Source organism: Actinotignum schaalii FB123-CNA-2 (assembly GCF_000411135.1).
Taxonomy (GTDB): Bacteria; Actinomycetota; Actinomycetes; order Actinomycetales; family Actinomycetaceae; genus Actinotignum; species Actinotignum schaalii_A.
In genome coordinates this window covers 354326-372032 of sequence record NZ_KE150262.1, presented here as the reverse complement: position 1 = coordinate 372032, position 17707 = coordinate 354326, and the positions used below count along the sequence as shown (strand labels likewise).

15 protein-coding genes are annotated in these 17707 nt (G+C 60.9%); 5 read left to right on the top strand and 10 right to left on the bottom strand.

Features of this window, described 5'->3' with window-relative positions:
* A partial coding sequence (locus HMPREF9237_RS01530; RefSeq protein WP_016441956.1) for an ABC transporter ATP-binding protein occupies window positions 1-775 on the bottom strand: 775 nt, incomplete at its 3' end.
* Window positions 776-937: 162 nt separating this feature from the next.
* Between HMPREF9237_RS01530 and HMPREF9237_RS01525 the strand changes: the two genes are divergently transcribed.
* On the top strand, window positions 938-2959 hold the full coding sequence (locus HMPREF9237_RS01525; protein WP_016441955.1) for an acyltransferase family protein: 2022 nt from the start codon (window positions 938-940) through the stop codon (window positions 2957-2959).
* A gap of 25 nt (window positions 2960-2984) precedes the next feature.
* Window positions 2985-4076: an endonuclease/exonuclease/phosphatase family protein gene (locus tag HMPREF9237_RS01520; protein ID WP_016441954.1), complete on the top strand. Its 1092-nt coding sequence runs from the start codon at window positions 2985-2987 to the stop codon at window positions 4074-4076.
* A gap of 97 nt (window positions 4077-4173) precedes the next feature.
* Here the strand turns inward: HMPREF9237_RS01520 and HMPREF9237_RS01515 are convergent, their stop codons facing one another.
* Entirely contained in the window at window positions 4174-4404 is a 231-nt protein-coding gene (locus tag HMPREF9237_RS01515; RefSeq protein ID WP_016441953.1) for a hypothetical protein, read from the bottom strand.
* Between the two features lie 204 nt (window positions 4405-4608).
* On the opposite strand from HMPREF9237_RS01515, the gene HMPREF9237_RS01510 reads away from it, so the two are divergent.
* The gene (locus tag HMPREF9237_RS01510; protein WP_016441952.1) at window positions 4609-5493 is read left to right on the top strand and encodes a trimeric intracellular cation channel family protein; all 885 of its coding nucleotides are present in this window, start codon (window positions 4609-4611) and stop codon (window positions 5491-5493) included.
* On the opposite strand, the gene HMPREF9237_RS01505 is transcribed toward HMPREF9237_RS01510, so the two are convergent.
* From HMPREF9237_RS01505 to gndA, 5 genes are all read right to left on the bottom strand, one after another.
* Complete coding sequence (locus HMPREF9237_RS01505; RefSeq protein WP_039898489.1) at window positions 5490-6242, bottom strand: ABC transporter ATP-binding protein; 753 nt, start codon at window positions 6240-6242, stop codon at window positions 5490-5492. The two genes, HMPREF9237_RS01510 and HMPREF9237_RS01505, sit on opposite strands and share 4 nt — an antisense overlap.
* A 107-nt stretch (window positions 6243-6349) precedes the next feature.
* Window positions 6350-7405 carry an iron chelate uptake ABC transporter family permease subunit gene (locus HMPREF9237_RS01500; protein ID WP_016441950.1) on the bottom strand — a complete coding sequence of 352 codons (1056 nt, stop codon included), beginning with the start codon at window positions 7403-7405 and terminating at the stop codon, window positions 6350-6352.
* Window positions 7402-8403: an ABC transporter permease gene (locus HMPREF9237_RS01495; RefSeq protein WP_016441949.1), complete on the bottom strand. Its 1002-nt coding sequence runs from the start codon at window positions 8401-8403 to the stop codon at window positions 7402-7404. The genes HMPREF9237_RS01500 and HMPREF9237_RS01495 overlap by 4 nt, the downstream gene beginning before the upstream one ends.
* 63 nt (window positions 8404-8466) lie before the next feature.
* Entirely contained in the window at window positions 8467-9519 is a 1053-nt protein-coding gene (locus HMPREF9237_RS01490) for a siderophore ABC transporter substrate-binding protein (protein WP_016441948.1), read from the bottom strand.
* Between the two features lie 555 nt (window positions 9520-10074).
* Window positions 10075-11532 (bottom strand): NADP-dependent phosphogluconate dehydrogenase, encoded by a 1458-nt coding sequence (gene gndA, locus HMPREF9237_RS01485; protein WP_016441947.1) that lies wholly within the window; start codon window positions 11530-11532, stop codon window positions 10075-10077.
* A 198-nt stretch (window positions 11533-11730) separates the two neighbouring features.
* On the opposite strand from gndA, the gene HMPREF9237_RS01480 reads away from it, so the two are divergent.
* Window positions 11731-12318 (top strand): DUF4232 domain-containing protein, encoded by a 588-nt coding sequence (locus HMPREF9237_RS01480; protein ID WP_016441946.1) that lies wholly within the window; start codon window positions 11731-11733, stop codon window positions 12316-12318.
* 50 nt (window positions 12319-12368) lie between these two features.
* On the opposite strand, the gene HMPREF9237_RS01475 is transcribed toward HMPREF9237_RS01480, so the two are convergent.
* The 3 genes from HMPREF9237_RS01475 to HMPREF9237_RS01465 all read right to left on the bottom strand — a co-directional run bounded on the left by HMPREF9237_RS01475 (window position 12369) and on the right by HMPREF9237_RS01465 (window position 16557).
* Complete coding sequence (locus HMPREF9237_RS01475; protein ID WP_016441945.1) at window positions 12369-13532, bottom strand: Abi family protein; 1164 nt, start codon at window positions 13530-13532, stop codon at window positions 12369-12371.
* Between the two features lie 161 nt (window positions 13533-13693).
* Window positions 13694-15364, bottom strand: a complete 1671-nt coding sequence (pgm, locus tag HMPREF9237_RS01470; RefSeq protein ID WP_016441944.1) for a phosphoglucomutase (alpha-D-glucose-1,6-bisphosphate-dependent) — start codon at window positions 15362-15364, stop codon at window positions 13694-13696.
* A complete protein-coding gene (locus HMPREF9237_RS01465; protein ID WP_016441943.1) occupies window positions 15361-16557 on the bottom strand; it encodes a glutathione S-transferase family protein in 1197 nt (398 codons plus the stop codon). The genes pgm and HMPREF9237_RS01465 overlap by 4 nt, the downstream gene beginning before the upstream one ends.
* Before the next feature lie 836 nt (window positions 16558-17393).
* Here HMPREF9237_RS01465 and HMPREF9237_RS01460 point away from each other — a divergent pair.
* Complete coding sequence (locus tag HMPREF9237_RS01460) at window positions 17394-17600, top strand: hypothetical protein (protein WP_016441942.1); 207 nt, start codon at window positions 17394-17396, stop codon at window positions 17598-17600.
* Window positions 17601-17707 lie beyond the last annotated feature (107 nt).

The following is a 17707-nucleotide window of genomic DNA, read 5'->3' as shown; positions in this document are numbered from 1 at the left end:
CCGGCGCGCCCGCCGCGGGCCCCGCAACCTCGCTAGCATCCTGGAAGTCCAGCCCGGCTGCCCGCAGCGCACCCTCCAAGCCGGCCCGGTTGGGGGAGGCCACCAGCACCGTGGTATTCGCCGCGGCTTCGGTGAAACTCTCGATGGGCCCGAAAGCAATCATGCGCCCGCGCCCGATGACCAGCAGGTCATCGGCGGTTTGCTGCATTTCGCTCATGAGGTGCGAGGACACCAGAATGGTGCGGCCCTGCTGCGCGAGCGTGCGCATGAGCAGACGCACCCAGCGCACCCCGTCCGGGTCCAGCCCGTTGACGGGTTCGTCGAAGAGCAGCACTTCCGGGTCGCCCAGCAGCGCCGCGGCAATCCCGAGCCGCTGGCCCATTCCCAGCGAGAAGCCCTTGAGCTTGCGCTTTGCCACGCTCCCGATCCCCGTCAACTCGATAACTTCGTCCACGCGCCGGGCGGGAATCCCGTGGGTGGCCGCCAGAATCTGCAGGTGGCCACGCGCGCTGCGCGAACCGTGGAAGGCTTTGCCGTCCAGTAGTGCGCCCACCGTGGTGAGCGGGGAGGTGAGCTGCTCATAGGGCTGCCCGGCGATGAGGGCACGCCCGGAGGTGGGGCGATCCAGCCCCATAATGCAGCGCATCGTGGTGGATTTACCCGACCCGTTCGGGCCGAGGAACCCGGTGATTTTCCCGGGCTGGAGCTGGAAACTCAGGTTATCGACCGCGGTGGTCGCACCGTAGCGTTTCGTCAGGGCTTCGACTGTTATCACAGGCATTCCTTTCGTGCTGAATGGGTGAGTGCCCGGCCGCGCCAGCACTCGCGCCGCCTATTCTACAGCCGCCCCGGCCGCTCCCCGGTGGTCCTCATCTCATGGACGCTCCGCAGCCCCGTGTCTCGCCTCCCCGTATTCGCGCAGTCCTAGAATGTGCCTATGCCGCAATCCTCACGCACCACCACCCGCATCCGCGCCCTCGACGGCATCCGCGCGCTCGCGATCATCGCGGTGGTGCTCTATCACATGCGTCCGGCGGTGCTGACCGGCGGATTCATCGGCGTCACGGTGTTTTTCGTGCTGTCTGGTTTCCTCATCACCCGCAGCGTGCTGCGCGAGCTGAGCCGCGAACGCCGCTTCTCCTACTTGCGTTACCTGCGCCGCCGCCTCCTGCGCCTGTGGCCTCCGGTTCTCGTCACCATCGCGGGGGCTGCGCTCTTCAGCTACATTTTTGCGCCCAGCCTGCTCCCGAAAGTGCAGGCCGACGCACTCCCGGCCGCGCTTTTCGCGAGTAACTGGGTCTATATTTTCCGCGAGGTCCCGTATTTCGCTGCCTCCGGCCTGCCGTCCCCCCTCACTCACCTGTGGTACCTGGGGGTCCTCGCCCAGTTCTACTTGCTCTGGCCGTTCATCCTGCTGGCCCTGCGCCGGGTGCGTTACTCGACGGTGCGGATCGTGGCGAGCCTGGCCCTCGCCTCCGCGCTGCTCATGGCCGTGCTTTTCTTCGCGGGTCCGGATTCCACCCGCACCTACTACGGCCTGGATACTCGCGCCGCTGAACTCCTTATTGGCGCGCTCGCGGCTCTCGTTTCGCCGTATATTGCCTCCCTGTGGCCGCGAGCGGATAGTACGACGCCGCAGCCTCCCGCCCATTCCGCCACCTCTGCTTTCGCGTTGCGGGTCGGCACCGGCGCCGCTCTCCTGGCGTTGCTGGCGCTGGCCGTATGGGCGGATGGTGAATCGGCCCTCACGTACGCGGGTGGTTTAACGACGACGGCGCTTCTGACCGCACTCATTGTCCTCACTGTGCACAACCCGCGGTTGGGCCTGAGCCGGGTATTGGCCAGTGCCCCTTTTGCTTATTTGGGTTCGCGGTCCTTTTCCCTCTACCTGGTTCACTATCCGCTGTTGCTTTTCATGAATCCGGCTACCCGCACCGCGGAGATTTCCGGGGCGGCCAAGATCGGGCAGTTGCTGGTGGTGGGCCTGGTAGCGGAGCTGTTTTATCGGTGTGTGGAGCATCCGAGCGCGCGCCTGGCGCGGGCCGGCTGGCGCGCGGGTTTGCGTAGCTGGTGGACTAGCCTGCGCACGTGGCGTAGCGATATGCGCACGTGGTGCACCGGCTCGCGTAACTCGCGTAATTGGCGTAACTGGCCTAGCTTCGCGGGTAAGAACCAGCTGAGTGACACGGCCTTCGCGGTGCTGAGCGCGGTGTCTCTCCTGCTCGTGACTCTGCTGGTTTTTGCGCCGATTTCCTGGCAGCGCCTCGCGGATTCCCGCGCGGTGGCCTTGCGCCCGGAGCTGGCTGCTCCTGCACCGCCGGCCAGCTCCGCTCCGGCCACCACCGGCGCGGTGCCCGGCGCAGCGCCCGCCCCGGCGACGCCCACTCCTACTCCACGTCCCAGCCCGGGCGCTCTCCAGCCCATCGCCACGAAAGTACCGGGCAATCTGGATGCTTCCGCGTGGAGTAAGGACCCGGCCACCGGTGTTTGCGGGGCTAACGCCGTGATGATCGGTGATTCGGTGACTTTGGGTGCCACCGAGGCCCTCAAGGAGGTCCTTCCCAATTCGGTGGTGGACGGTAAGGTCAGCCGGCAATTCACCGCCGGCGCGGAGGTGTTCGCCGAGCGCCAAGCCCTCGGGGAGAAGCCGCGGGTGCTTATCTATGCGCTCGGCTCGAACGGAGCTATTGGCGGGGAAGCGGATATCCAAAAACTGGTGGACGCTGCTCAGGGTCTTCCCGTTTATTTCGTGACGAACCGCAGTCCGCTGCCGGCCCAAAACCCGAATAACGAGCTGCTCAAGGCCTACGCCGCCTCCCACCCGAATGTGGGCATTATTGATTGGTGGGCGGCTACCGAAGGCCACGAAGAATTCCTGCGTGACGATGGCATCCATCTCACACCCACCGGGCAGCAGCACTTCGCTACCCTTATCCAGCAGGCCCTGTGCGGGGCCTAAAAAGCCAGCCGGAAAGGTAGGCGCGGTGCGCGTTCTCAATTCTCTTCTCGGGTTGCTCCTTGCCGTCTTCGCGGTTTTCACGGTGCAACCGGCCTGGTTCGGTCCGGCCGCCCGGCTTGCCACCGTGGTGCCCGGGGCTCAGATCATGTCCAGCCGCGGGGCGCTGGCGCTCGGGATGCTGATCGCCGCGCTCGCGGTGGGGCTGCTCGGTGCGGTCCGCAGGTATTTCGGGGGTGGGCGCGTGGCGGTGAGCTGCGCCGTCGTGCTACTACTCGTGGCCCTCGCGCATGCCGGTACGTTGAGCGGGCGCGGGCTGGAGCGGGAGACTCTCGGTGCGCCCGCGGCCGGCGAGCTCACCGTGGTGCAGTACAACACCGAGGGCGGGCGCGTGGACTGGGATCAATTGGCCGATACCATCGTGCGGGTGGGGGCGGATGCGGTTTCGCTGATTGAAACCTCGGGCGATGCCGGTGCGGAGATCCAGGAGAAATTGGCCGCGCGCGGGGTTGACTACCAGCTTTTTGACGGCGGTGTTTCTCGCTATAGCGCCGATTGGCGCTCTTCGGTGCTGCTCGTTTCAGCCGCGCGCGGGGAGTACGAAGCGGTGGATTTGAGCGAAAGCTACGGCGATGATCTGGCACGCGCGGTGGCGGCCGCGCCGCGCGACGGGGCGCGCCCGGATGCTCCGATGTTCGTGGCCGGGCACCCCACGGCCCCGGTACCTACGTATATGGATCTGTGGCGCGCGGAGGCGCGGGCGTTGTACCAGGTGTGTGCGGCCGTGCCGGATGCGGTTGTTGCAGGGGATTTTAATTCGACGGCGGACCACCAGGCTGCACTCAGCCCTGGCTCGACCTGCCGAGATCTGGGGGCTGACGCCGGAATCGGCGCGGTGGGGACCTGGCCCACTACGGTGCCCGCGCTGCTGGCCTCGCCTATTGATCGGGTCATGAGCTCGGGGGCCTACCGCGGGGTGGCCGGGGAGATCATCGACCCGGGTAACGCCAGCGACCACCGCGGTATCATCGTGCGGCTCAAGCCTGTTGCTGGTGTCGGTCCGGCTACTGATTCTGCTCCTGCTCCTGATTCCACGCCGGCAGCGGAATCCGATTCCTAGGGAGCGGCCGGGGTAAGGTCAGCAAGCAAGGGATTTCGGGTAAACTCCATCGCAGGGAGCCTCGGGCGTGCATGCTGCTCCGAACTTATCGGCGCACTCATTCAAACGTGCGTTCACCACGGTAGTACTCCTCGAAGCGATCCAGGCCTTCCATTTCGAAGTAGGCGTTAGTCTCCTTCGGTCCGAGCTGGTAGTTATCAGCGCGCCAGTCGAATTCTTCCCGGGTCATTCTGACCTCACGCAAGATTTCTTCTTTGCACTCGAGAGTCTCTTCCAGCGAGTTGTAAACACGGTCTGGAAAGCACAGCCGATCCTCAGCAATATCCATATGTCTCACTCCTGCAATCGCCTCATGGAGAAGTAGTTACATGTGCTTCTCCGTCATTCTTGCATGGTATGCAAGCGCAAAAAGACTGATCCACAACCGGTGGAAAACGGGGAATAATTCTGCGGATAACTCCGGACCCGCTGCTGTCATATCCCTTCACCATCTACCCCCAATCCCACTCCTTGAAAACTTCCGTCACCTAGAATGGGAAGCGTGGATTTGGATACGCTCTCGGAATGGTCTCCGGTTGTTTTTGACCTCTTAGATATTTTCGGGGTGTTCGTGGCGGCCATCCTCGGTGGCATGGTGGCCCGCGAAAAATCTTTCGACATCGTCGGTTTCGTCATCGTGGCGATTATCAGCGCCCTGGGTGGCGGTATGCTGCGCGATATCCTCATCCAGCAGGCGCCGCTTCTCAAGGAACCACCGGTGGCGCTCACCAATCCGTACTATCTCAGCTGTGCCCTGCTCGGGGCGCTGGTGGCCTATCTGCTGCGCCTGCGCGGGAAATGGGTGCGGCGGTTTATGACGGTCATGGACGCTGCCGTTATGGGTGCCTGGACCGCCACCGGTGTTATCAAAACTCTCAATGCCGGATTGGGCGTGATGCCGGCGGTCATGATGGGCATGATTACCGCGGTGGGTGGCGGGCTTATCCGCGATATCACGGTGGGCCGCACCCCGGTGATTTTCGGCGGTAATACTCTTTATGCCACGGCATCGCTTATCGCGGCGTTCCCCGCGGTGGTTCTCTGGTACAACCACGCGCCGATGCTGGCGATGGCGGTTTCTACCCTGCTCGCTTCGCTGCTGGTGATCCTGGCTCGCGTTTTCGAGTGGTCGCTGCCCGTGAATCGGGACTATTCCGTGAACGATACTCTCCAGCACGTCAGTTCTTCGCTGAGCCGGCGGATGCGTAGGTTGCGGGACGAAGAGCACCGTCGGCTTGCGCGCGCTGAACGCCAGGAACGTGCGGTACGACGGCGCAACCAATCCCGCCAATCGCTTCGCGCGCGGGCACTGAGCAAGAAGAGCCAAGCGAATTCTTCCGGCTCGGGCGGCTCCGGAGATGCTGGCTCAAATGCTTAGTAAATCGCGACCGGGCCGCAGGGGCCGGGAATCACATCAATCTCCGCGTCGAAAATCGCGGAAAGGCGTTCCGGGGTCATAATATCCGCCGGGGTGCCCGCGTCCATGACGATGCCCTCCCGCATGGCAATAATGCGATCCGAGTAGCGTGCCGCGAAATTAATATCATGGATAACCAGCACGATGGTGCGGTGGAGGTCATCCGCGGCCTGGCGTAGGTGGCGCATCATCTGCACCGAATGCGAGATATCCAGGTTATTGAGAGGTTCGTCCAGCAGTACGCAATCGGTTTCTTGGGTGAGGACCATCGCCACGTAGGCGCGTTGGCGCTGCCCACCGGACAGCTCATCCAGGTAGCGCCCCTCCAACTCCGTGAGCCCCAGGAAATCAATATAGCGGGAGATAATCTCCTCATCTTCGGCGGTCAGGCGCCCATTGGAATACGGGAACCTCCCGAAGCCAACCAGCTGGCGCACCGTCAGGCGAGTAACGAAGTGATTTTCCTGGCGTAGGATCGCGAGAATCTTGGCAAGATCGGCGGATTTCGTCGTCGTCACATCAAGACCCGCCACCGCAATCGCGCCCGCGTCCATACGCATGAGCCGCCCGATCATTGTGAGCAGCGTGGACTTACCCGCACCATTCGGGCCGACCAGCGCCGTGACTCCACCGTGCGGAATATCCAAGGTGACCGGGCCGATCCGCACCTCCGAACTGTAGTCGCGGCGGGTACCTTCCATGCGGATCATCGGATCTGCGCAGCTCAGATCAGCCGCACGCAAATGCGGGGAAACAACCGGCGGAACCGGTGCGGGAACCTCGATATGTGTGCCTGCTGTTTTCTTGCGGTGGCGCATTACAACCGCCCCTTTCTCAGAACGACGACGAGGAACATCAGGCCGCCCACCAGTTCAATAATGATGGAGACCACGCCTTCCGCCGAGAAAATATTTTTCATCACGAAGAAGCCACCCATGAGTACCGCATAGCCGATCACGGCGGCCATGGGGAAGAGGAAACGGTGATCGTAAGTATCCGCAGCTTGGTAGGTGAGGGTAGCAACCAGGAAACCGAAGAACGTCATGGGCCCCACCAGCGCCGTGGATACCGAGATAAGCACCGCGATAAGCGTGAGGGAAATCAGTAGCATCCGCAGGTGGTTGACGCCCAGCGACACCGCCACATCCCGCCCCAGCGCAATCGCATTGAGGGAACGTGAAATGAGGAGGAGTGCCACCCCCGCGCCCAGCGCCAGCGGGAGCGCCGCCACGAACACATCCGAGCGAGCATTCGCGATAGTGCCGAACATGCGCGCAGAAAGCACATCGAATTCGGAAGGAGTAAGCATGCGTTGCATAAAAGCGGAAAGTGAGCCCAGCCCGGTGCCGATAATAATGCCGATTAGCAGCATAATATGAAGGCTGCCGAGTTTGCCGCGCAGCAGCCACCCGTACAGTGCGAGCGCGCAGGCCACCATAATCGCCACCTGGATAAGGAAAGCCCGTACCCCGGTGAAAGCCACGAACCCGGCCACCCCGAAGAAGAAAATCGTGGAGGTATGAATCACCGAATACAGCGACTCAAAGCCCATAATCGACGGCGTGAGAATCCGGTTAGTAGTGACCGTCTGGAACGCGAGGGTGGCCAGCGACTGGCAGAAGGCCACCAGTAGAATGGAAAACACCGCCTCGGCGCGCATCCGGGTAATAATCCAGAAACCTTCGGAGCCCACCGCCACCGGAATATTCCACACAAAGTAGAGCGCGGTGCAGGCTAAGCCGAGCAGCGCGGTGCCGATGAGCAGCAACCAGTAGCGCCGCCGCGCCCGCGGGGTTGCGAAAGCGTCCGCGTGGCGGGGAGCTTGTCCAGGAACGCATGATTTTTCGGGAGATTGTGGTACGACGACGCTCATGAGAGCCTCCGACGCTGCCGCAGAATAAGGAAGATGAACACGGCCGCTCCCAGGGTGCCCAGGATCAAGGACACCGGGATTTCGAAGGGAGCGATGAGAGTGCGGGATACCAGATCACAGACCGTGAGGATTCCGGCTCCGAAAACGCAGACCCAGGGGAGATTAGAACGCAGATCGTCCCCGCGCAGCAGCGAAATAATATTAGGGACGATAAGCCCGAGGAAGGGAATACGGCCAATAACCACGGTGACCACGCCGGTGGTCAGGGCGATCACCCCGGTGCCGAGCAGCACGATGAGGTTGTAATTCACGCCCAGCCCGGTAGCCACATCCTCACCTAGGCCTGCCACGGTGAGGCGGTCGGCCAGAATGAAAATAAGCACGGTGGCGATAAGGACAATCCACAGTGGTTCGTAACGCCCGGCCACCACATTCGCGAAACTGCCCTGGAACCAGACTCCCAGGGTCTGCAGGGTGTCAGTTTTGAGGGCGAAGAAGGTGGAAATAGCGGATACTACCGCGCCGAGCATAATTCCCACAATCGGCACAATCACCGAGGAACGCAGCGTCACCCGGCGGAGGAACAAGAAGAAAATAATGGTGCCGATAAAAGCGAAAAGGATAGCGGCCAGCATCTGCTCAATAAGCGAAGTATGCGGGACCAGGAACATGACCACGAGCAGCCCGAGGCCGGCCCATTCGGTGGTGCCCGTGGTGGTGGGTTCCACGAATTTATTCTGGGTCAGTAACTGCATGACCAGCCCGCACATCGCCATCGCGGCACCGGCCAGCACCAGGGAGGCGGTACGGGGAATACGGGTGGCGAAATACATGAATTCGCCGCCTTCGTGTTCGGCGATATTGTAGGTCCCCGTGGTCATGGATAGGTAGACGAGGCCCGCCAGAATCACGACGCCGAGGGTGAGCGGTAGGGCTCGCAGCAGTCTACTCGCGGTAGGCCTGCGTGAGGAAAGAGAACTCTGCGGTGGTGTTGTCATGAGCGTACATGCTGCGGGGGCCGGGTTACCGGCCCCCGCAGGTTAGTCAACCGTTAGCCTGAGCTACTTGGCGGCCTTGAAGGCCTTGGCCAGGTCGTTGAGGAATTCGATGTAGGTTTGCGGACCTTCATTGACGTAGGTATCCGCGGGCATGGTCAGGATCTGCTTCTTCTGCACCGCCGGCACATTGGCCATGGCGGGGGAGTTGGTTACCAGATCAGCGCCGTGCGCTTCATTGCCCTTACCTACCGCAGCATCGCGATCCATAATGAGGATCCACTCGGGGTTGGCCTGGGCCAGGGCTTCGTCGGAAACTTCGTCACCCTTGTGGTTCGAGGTTCCTTCACCCAGATCGAAGGCCGGGGTGAGGTTGAGGAGCGGGTAGAGCGGCCCGAGGGTGCGGCCCACGCCCGGGGCGAGGTAACCCATCTTGCCACCGTTGGTATTGATGGACAGCACCTTCTGGCCGGCAGGGTAGGCATCACGCGCAGCCGCAATCGCGGCATCCAGATCCCCGTTGAGCTTCGTGGCTTCCTTTTCCTTGCCGAAGATCTTGCCCAGATCCTCAACGTCCTTCTTCATGCCCTCCATGAGGAGTTCGCCGGATTTATTGGCATCCGCATCCTGTTCTTCCTTGGGGAGCTTGATATTCAGATCGATAATTGCGGCGTTCGGAGCGGCGGCCTTGATCTTGTCATAATGCTGGGCGAAGCGCTGGCCCACGATAACCAGATCCGGGTTGGCCGCGGTGATGGCCTCAAAATTCGGTTCGCGGTGATTGCCGATATTCACGACCGAGTCATCCTTGACGTACGGGTCATCCTTCGGCATCACATCCTTGGGCGCCGCGAGGAGCTTGATGCCCCAATCATGCAGAGTTTCGAAAGTGCGGTTATCCAGGGAAACCACGCGCTCCGGGTTGACCGGAACTTCCTGGGTGCCATGCGAATCCGTGATCGAAACGGTGCCGGCGGCCTCTGTGGTGGCCTCAGCGGCAGGTTCCGAAGCGGCGGCGGAAGGTGAGGAGGTATCCTTGGCCGAGTTATTGGAGCAAGCGCCCAGCGCGAGGGTGCTGGCAGCCACAAGCGCGAAAAAGCCGCGAACTGTCTTCTTCATTGTTTACCTTTGCGTAGAGTAAAAATACGTTAGGGAAGGAAGTCCTAACCCATCCATGAGTGTACTTATACGGGACACCTTAATTCAAGGCTGTGCGTATAGTGCGGTAATTTCCCAGTTCAACCCAGTGTACAAGCCTTAACTAATGTGGCAGATTTTAGCGACGCTGTCACGAAGGTGAGTTTTTGTGCGGGTGTGGTGCTGGTGCTATAGGACCTCGGGCCAGCGGCCCGCGCGGCAGCGCGGCGGCGTCGTCACCCTACATGGCACCGGGTAGAAGCACCTCGGCAGCAAGATGTGGAACGGATCTTGCCACCGAGGTGCAGTCGCTGTGGTGTATAGCCACTGGCGTACGGGATGCCTATGCGCTCCGTTGAGAATCCGGGAGACCCCGCGCCGCGGTACTACTCTTCAAGGTTACGCTACCGAAAGTTACCGCGGCGGTAAGGGCGCTCTGGGATATCTCACAAATGTGGATATCTCAACAAACCTTGACTGGTCCCGAATCTCGGTGCTGGCCCTTTCCCTTTCGGGACGCTTAGTCTCAGCACCGCCCTAGTCCCAGCGTTCTTCCGGGCGCGCGGGATCCTGCCAGACGGTGTGGAAAACGCCCTCGGTATCGAGGCGGCGGTAGGTATGCGCCCCGAAATAATCACGCTGGGCCTGAATAAGATTGGCCGGGAGGCGCTCGGCGCGCACGCCATCGTAATAGGCCAGCGAGGATGCGAAGGCAGGGATCGGCACCCCGCGCTGCGCGGCGAACACCACAATCCGGCGCCAGGCCTCCACGGCTCCGGAAATCTCGGAGCTGAAATAGGGATCAGCCAGGAGCAGCGGCAGATCGGGCTGGCGAGTATAAGCCTCGGTAATACGGTCGAGGAAAGCCGCGCGAATAATGCACCCGGCCCTCCAAATCCGCGCCATCGCGCCCAGGTCGATACCCCAGGAATTCTCCAGGGAGCCCTTGCGGATGAGCTCGAAACCTTGGGAGTAGGCCACCATCTTCGAGGCGTAGAGAGCCAGGCGAATATCTTCGATAAAGCGCTCGCGATCCTCCACCGCTACCTCGGTGGTGTGCCCGGGCAGGCTGCGGCCGGCAGCGCGTTCCGCGCTATCCCCGGACAGGCTGCGCGCGAAAGTCGCTTCGGCAATACCGGTGGCAGGAACCCCGAAAGCGGCGGCGTTTTGCACGGTCCAGGCCCCGGTGCCCTTCTGTGCGGCGGCATCCTGAATCACGTCCACGAGCGCGCCCCCGGTGGCGGCATCGCGCTGGCGCAGCACCTCGGCGGTGATCTCAATAAGGTAGGAATCCAGCTCGGTGGAATTCCAGCGTTCGAAAACGTCGCCAATATCCGCGGCGCTCATGCCCAGGGCGGTGCGCATGAGGTCATAAGCTTCCGCGATGAGCTGCATATCCGCATATTCGATACCGTTATGCACCATTTTTACGAAATGGCCGGCGCCGTTGGGGCCCACGTAGGTGCAGCACGGTTCGCCGTTCTTGTGCGCGGCAATCGCCTCAAACATGGGGCCGAGGCGATCGTAGGATTCGCGGGTGCCACCGGGCATAATCGAGGGGCCCTTGAGTGCGCCCTCTTCGCCGCCGGACACCCCCGTGCCCACAAAATGCAGCCCGCGCGCGGAGATCTCCGCTTCGCGGCGCATGGTATCGGTGAAAAGCGAATTCCCGCAGTCCACGATAATATCGCCCGGTTCCATGAGATCGGCGAGCTCCTCAATAACAGCATCGGTGGGCTTGCCGGCTTTGACCATAATAATGGCCACCCGGGGGCGGGCCAGCGAAGCCACGAAATCCGCCATGGATTCGCTCGGGTAGAACTCCCCTTCACCGCCGTGTTCCGCCATCACCCGCTCGGTCTTCGCGGCGGTGCGATTATGGATAGCGACTTTGTAGCCGCGGCTGGCGAGGTTGCGGGCCAGATTCGAGCCCATCACCGCCATTCCAGTTACTCCGATATCTGCAACGCCAACGGGCGGGGTGGGAATAGACATGCGGCTCCTTCTTCTGAGATTTCTACGAACGCCTGATTGAGGTTTCTAACGTGTCTATTCTAGAGTCCCGCGTGGAAGTGGTGGATATGTGTTTCGTTCGATTCATAGCGACCGTGTGGAATATGACAGCAGGATGAGAGTCCTGTCATTTTTCCTTGAAATAAGGCCGGTTTCGTGGGTGCTTGTTAGGGTGGCAATATGAAAAGAACACGTTTCGCGGCCCTGCTCGCCGCCACCGCCACCGCTCTTGCCGCCGCGCTGACCCTGAGCGCCTGCTCGAATGACAATGCCACCACCGCGGATGCCACGACCGCGAATAGTAGCGCCACGCCCCAGGCAAGCGCCGCGGCACCGAGCTCCGGTGCTGACCATGGAAAGAACGACGACGACGCCGCTGCCGCGGCGGGGGCCTGTGGCGCGGCGAATCTGGCTGCTACCTTTGAACCTGGCAGCGCGGCCAGCGCGTATATTCTCACCCTCACGAATTCTTCGCAGGCGGCCTGCACCCTGCATCCGGATGTGGATATCGAGCTGAAAGATGCCGCCGGTGATGGCGTGTCTGAGAATCTGGAACTGAGCTCCCAAGCTGGCAGCATCGCTCCGGGTGCCAGCGTGAACTGGACTGTGGCACTGGCCGATGCCGGGAGTGCGCCCGGGTGTGCTCCCACCAAGCCCGCCACCCATCTTGAAGTGGATATCGAGGATGGCGGGGAGGATATTGACATTCCCGTCAATCTCACGGGCTGCCAGGATGATGATATCGACCTGCTGAGCGAAATCCGCTAGCGGGGAATCAACCGGGGCGGGTGGCTGCGCCACCCGCCCCGCGTCTCCACCTATCCACGCCATAATGGGTCGTTCCGCCAGTTCTCAGGTGCTCCTAGTCGCGTAAACGGAACCAGGGTGTTATGCGGAAAGCTCTCGAGAACGTCGAGAATTTCGTTGTTGTGAGAAATATTAAGCACTCGTTGAAGGTGGCGGATGAGCGTGAGTTGACCGAAAACTCGATTGATGGATTGCGCGAATCGGGGGTAAAGATCTTTTGGAAGTTTTGGCTTGATATCGAATGTCTTGTTGAAAACTCGCGCGTGGTGGGCTGCATAATTGCGGAGAATATTGAGACATTTGAGCCAGGACTCAAGCTGCGGGGCACGTAAGTGGCAAGTTGTCGCGACCTCATTCCGGGCGCGTGAAGGGGCCATGCGGTAGAGGTGGGAGAGCGTTCCCCAATCCATTATCTCGACAGCGACCCAGATGGGAAGCTGGCCGCCGTATTGCTCCCTGTGGTGCTTCACGAACTCTTCTTGTGAATTTTTTACGGCGTTTTCGTATTTTGCCAACCATATTTCGTGGTGGGTCGAAGCTGTTTTACCTGTTCGCTGGCGAGCCGGTGCACCGAGTTTTCTCGAATCAAGGTGGATGAGCGGATCTATCGCTCCCAAGCGATAACCGATGAGCGCACGCATCGCAAGTTCGATGCTGCTCAAATCCGCGAAAACTACCTGCCGAAGTCTCTCGTCAAATCGATAAAGTTCCACGGCGAGTTCGAACGAAGACCCTGGCCGGAAAGCATTGAGACTCATGCCTTTTTCAAGGTCTATCTGACGCATAGAATGCCAATAACCGGAAAGCCGATAGTAGTTTAGTGTGGCGAGCTGCCGCTCTGCCAGTTGTCGGTCGGCGATCAGCATGCCGCGTTCGATGAGCAGATCGACCTGCTGCGCGTAGGGTAGAAAAGGTTTGACTTCGATCCGGCGCACCCTCGCCTCCCAACGAACAAAAAGGACCGGCCCTGGACTCCCGCCGAAGCGGGCAGCGGAACCGGTCATGTTGCCATAAGTGTAACAAGTGATAACGCTGAGTGAAAGATCCCTGGATTCTAAATCGGCATGCTCAATCGGGAAACGCATATCACGTTTCAGAACGGGGTTGCCGTCAGCATCGTCCGGCACCCGCGTGCGCACGGTGTAGTCACGTGTCTCGTCGCCCGGGTAGGTCACCGCTGCAACGGGTCGCCCAAATTTCTGGAAGGTGCTTCGGGAATTGTTGGTCGCTGCACGGGGAAGAAGCTACCTGCCATTATTGGGCTGTTGGCAAGGCGACGGGGCGGGTGGTTCAGCCACCCGCCCCGCGTCGTCGTTCCTATGTAGTGACGTACTTATTAGTTACCCAACGCGGCCGCAACCACGGCGCGTGCCTCCTCCTGGACCTGGGCCAGGTGCTCCGGGCCGCGGAAGGATTCCGCGTAAATCTTGTAGACATCCTCCGTGCCGGAAGGTCGGGCCGCGAACCACGCGTTTTCCGTGGTTACCTTGAGGCCGCCAATCGCCGCGTGGTTCCCGGGCGCTTCCACCAGCTTCGCGGTGATCGGCTCGCCGGCCAGTTCCGTTGCCGTGACGTCCGCCGGGGAAAGCTTGCCGAGCTTGGCCTTTTCTTCCTTCGTGGCCGGGGCGTCGATCCGGGCATAAGCCGAGGAACCGTAGCGTTCCACCTGCTCATTGTGGAGCTGGGAGGGAGATTTGCCGGTCACCGCGGTGATTTCCGCCGCGAGGAGGTCGAGCACAAGGCCGTCCTTATCCGTGGTCCACACCGAACCGTCCTTGCGGAGGAAGGAAGCGCCAGCGGATTCTTCCCCGCCGAAGCCGATTTCCCCGCTCACCAGGCCGGATACAAACCACTTGAAGCCCACCGGGACCTCCACGAGGGTGCGGCCAATGCCGGCCACCACCCGGTCGATAAGCGAGGAGGACACCAGGGTTTTCCCGACGTTCACCCGCTCGGACCACTGCGGGCGGTGGGTGAAGAGGTATTCAATGGCCACCGCGAGGTAGTGGTTGGGGTTCATGAGGCCGGCATCCGGGGTGACAATGCCGTGCCGATCGGAATCGGCATCGTTCCCGGTGGCCAGATCGTAGGGGGCGTGGCCGCTTGCATCCGGCTCCATGCGGTGGAGCAGGCCCGCCATTGCGTAGGGCGAGGAGCAATCCATGCGGATCTTGCCGTCCCAATCCAGGGTCATAAAGGGCCAGGCCGGATCCACGTCGGGGTTCACCACGGTCAGGTCAATACCGTAGCGGTCCGCAATTTCCTGCCAGTATTCGGCCGAGGCACCGCCCATCGGGTCCGCACCAATGCGCACGCCTGCCTTGCGGATCGCCTCGAAATCGATGATGGTATCGAGGGCGGTCACGTAAGCATCGCGGAAATCATAAGTACCCACCTTCGCGGCCGCATCCTCATAGGGCACGCGGGCGATGTTCTTCCACCCCGCGGCGATGAGTTCATTGGCCCGCGCCGCGATCCACTTCGTGGCATCGGTATTCGCCGGGCCGCCATTGGGCGGGTTGTACTTGAAGCCGCCATCGCGCGGCGGGTTGTGGGACGGCGTAATAACAATGCCGTCCGCCAGGCCCGGGCCGTCTAGACGCAGCGCGTGCGGGGCGCCGTTCGCCTCCAGGATGGCCAGCGAGACCGCCGGGGTGGGAGTCCACGAGCCGCGAGCATCCACCCGCACATCAGCGCCGTTAGCTACCAGCACCTCGATAGCGGTTTTTTCCGCCGGGAGGGACAGCCCGTGGGTATCACGGCCCACGAAAATGGGGCCGTCATAGCCTTGCTTGTTACGGTAGTCCACGATCGCCTGTGTGGTTGCCGCGATATGGGCTTCATTAAAGGCGCCATCGAAAGCGGAGCCGCGATGGCCGGAAGTTCCGAAAACCACCTGCTGGAGGGGGTTGGTCGGATCGGGTTCGATATCGTAATATGCCGCCACCAGCTCATCAACATTGATGAGATCTTCGGGGCGGGCCGGGGTTCCTGCGCGTTCGTTCATACATTGAGTATCCCACGAATTGCGCTCCAATCGCGGGACTTGTTCCGCGGGTGGATAACACCGCCGTTACTGCCGTGCGTGCGGCTGTGTTCGGTGCCCTGCGTGCAGCTGTCCGCGGCTTCTGTGGTGCGCGCGAGTTCTTCGTGGAAATTCCCCCAGTGCCCGGCGCGCGCGGCCAGTGGAACTTCCTCGCCGGGGGCGACCGGCCCGGGCGCGGTGGAGCGTTCCCCACGGGTGGCCGGCCCGCCGAAAGGCGAGCCGCCTAAGACTTCGCGGCCGTGCGGGCTGAGCCATCCGGACGTATCCGGGCCCAGCGGCACGATCTGGTTGGGGTTCACATCCAGGTGGACTTGGTAATAATGCGAGGTGATGTGCTCAAAATCCACGGTGTCCCCGAAACCGGGGGTCTGGAAAAGATCGCGTGCGTAGGCCCAGAGTACCGGCATCTCGGTCAGTTTCTTTTCATTGCATTTAAAATGCCCGTGGTAGACGGCATCGAAACGTACCAGGGTGGTAAAGAGGCGCACATCTGCTTCGGTAATATGATCGCCCATGAGGTAGCGGCGCCCCGCCAGCAGCTCGGAAATATTGCGCAGCGCCGTGAAAAGGCGCAGGTAAGCGCGGTTATAGGACTCCTGGCTGCCGGCGAACCCGCAGCGGTAGACGCCGTTATTAATCTCGGTGTAGATATAGCGCATGAGCGCGTCCATGGGCTGGCGCAGTTCCGCGGGGTAGAGATCCGGGGCGCCCTCGCGGTGAAAATCGCGCCACTCGGTAGAAAAATCGAGCGTCATCTGCGCAAAATCATTTGTGGCGACGGCGCCGCTAGCAAGATCCACCAGGGCTGGAACCGTAATTCCCAAGGAGAAATTCGGGTCGCGGGCCAGGTAGGCATCACGCAGGAAATGAATTCCGAGCACCGGATCCACCCCGCCCGCATCGCGGTCAAAAATCCAGGACCGCTCATCGTGGGTAGGGCCGGGTATGCCTAGCGATATAGCATTTTCCAGCCCGAGCAAGCGGCGCACAATCAGCGTGCGATTCGCCCACGGGCAGGCGCGCGCCGCGATGAGGCGGTAACGCCCCGACTCCACGGGGAAACTGGTACTGTCGCGGCTCACGCGCGTGGTGATATAGCGAGCGTCGCGGCTGTAGCCTTCGCCGCGGTGAGTAAATGTTGCTCCGATGGTCATTTCGCCTCCCTGCGCGTCGGTGAGTGTTGGTTGTTGATTGGGGCATCGGTCACTGATGAACCCTGATCGTTGAAGAATATATCAGATTGGGTGGGTGGGGGCCAGGTCTTGAGCTGGCTAGGAAACAGAGTGTGCAGGAGAGTGCTGCTTCGGGGTTTTATGTGTCTTATGCGCATTTCGTGGAGAGTTCTGTCCGGAATGTGCGCTTCACGAACTTCTTCGCCTAGGTCGTCTGCTGCGGCGGCGGAGATGGGGGCATGTTTTCCTAAGGTGCGTGTCTGTGTTGTAAATGCGGCACAGGTGAGCACAACTGTGACTGAAAGCATATTTTATGTATAATGAATAGTAATGTACCGCGCGAATGAAGTGGTGCATGCCGTAAGGCTCCAATGACTATTTCAAGGAGGAAAGATGTCAATTGCAACAGGAACTATGGTAAGAAAATTGCTAGCCTAGCGGTAGGTGCGCTCGCTGCAGCAGGTGCATTGTCACTCACCGTTGGGGACGCGCAAGCATTGGGCGGTAACTGTAGCGCGTGGCTTCAAAGCGACGTTGGTGCTACGTGGGCTGAGGGAAGTTGCTCGTCGCTCAATTCGGATACCAAAGCAAGGGTGACCTTGGATTTGGCGTCATTCCCGGATTTCCATTCAGCATGGTTCACTAAGCTGAACAAGACCTACCGGACGGGTGCCTGGTCTGCTTCAATGCGCATGGGCTGGCCGCGGGATGCCCGAATCGATTATGGGCGGCGGTAGATAACATCAATAGGGGGGTGAGGGGGGAAGGTTCCCCCTCATCTCTCTTCATAACTAAACTAAGTAAAGAGGCTTGCGGCAATGGCGGTAGACGTGATCGGGCTTGATTTCGCATATAAAGCCCAGCAGGAACAACGCATTATTTTTTCGGGCGCCACGGCGAGCTTTTCACCGGGCCGTTTTTACGCACTCATGGGACCTTCCGGTTCCGGTAAAACGGTCAAGTCCTGGTTAGTGGTGTATCTGTGTTCTCGAATCATGATTGTCATTCTCTGGTTTCGATACTAATAAGGACTGGATATCAGACACAGGTCAAGCAATAATTTCCTTCCCACTAATAGTCTTCTCGTCGATAACACCACGAGCGATAACATCCCGGGTTTGCGCCAGACTCG

What these genes read in the sequence shown, in the direction of transcription:
- HMPREF9237_RS01510 (WP_016441952.1), top strand. Translation starts at nt 4,609, where the DNA reads ATGGGAAGCGTGGATTTGGATACGCTCTCGGAATGGTCTCCGGTTGTT.
- HMPREF9237_RS01495 (WP_016441949.1), bottom strand. Translation starts at nt 8,403, where the DNA reads ATGACAACACCACCGCAGAGTTCTCTTTCCTCACGCAGGCCTACCGCG.
- gndA (WP_016441947.1), bottom strand. Translation starts at nt 11,532, where the DNA reads ATGTCTATTCCCACCCCGCCCGTTGGCGTTGCAGATATCGGAGTAACT.
- HMPREF9237_RS01505 (WP_039898489.1), bottom strand. Translation starts at nt 6,242, where the DNA reads ATGATCCGCATGGAAGGTACCCGCCGCGACTACAGTTCGGAGGTGCGG.
- HMPREF9237_RS01490 (WP_016441948.1), bottom strand. Translation starts at nt 9,519, where the DNA reads ATGAAGAAGACAGTTCGCGGCTTTTTCGCGCTTGTGGCTGCCAGCACC.
- HMPREF9237_RS01500 (WP_016441950.1), bottom strand. Translation starts at nt 7,405, where the DNA reads ATGAGCGTCGTCGTACCACAATCTCCCGAAAAATCATGCGTTCCTGGA.
- HMPREF9237_RS01465 (WP_016441943.1), bottom strand. Translation starts at nt 16,557, where the DNA reads ATGACCATCGGAGCAACATTTACTCACCGCGGCGAAGGCTACAGCCGC.
- HMPREF9237_RS01460 (WP_016441942.1), top strand. Translation starts at nt 17,394, where the DNA reads ATGGCGGTAGACGTGATCGGGCTTGATTTCGCATATAAAGCCCAGCAG.
- HMPREF9237_RS01480 (WP_016441946.1), top strand. Translation starts at nt 11,731, where the DNA reads ATGAAAAGAACACGTTTCGCGGCCCTGCTCGCCGCCACCGCCACCGCT.
- HMPREF9237_RS01515 (WP_016441953.1), bottom strand. Translation starts at nt 4,404, where the DNA reads ATGGATATTGCTGAGGATCGGCTGTGCTTTCCAGACCGTGTTTACAAC.
- pgm (WP_016441944.1), bottom strand. Translation starts at nt 15,364, where the DNA reads ATGAACGAACGCGCAGGAACCCCGGCCCGCCCCGAAGATCTCATCAAT.
- HMPREF9237_RS01525 (WP_016441955.1), top strand. Translation starts at nt 938, where the DNA reads ATGCCGCAATCCTCACGCACCACCACCCGCATCCGCGCCCTCGACGGC.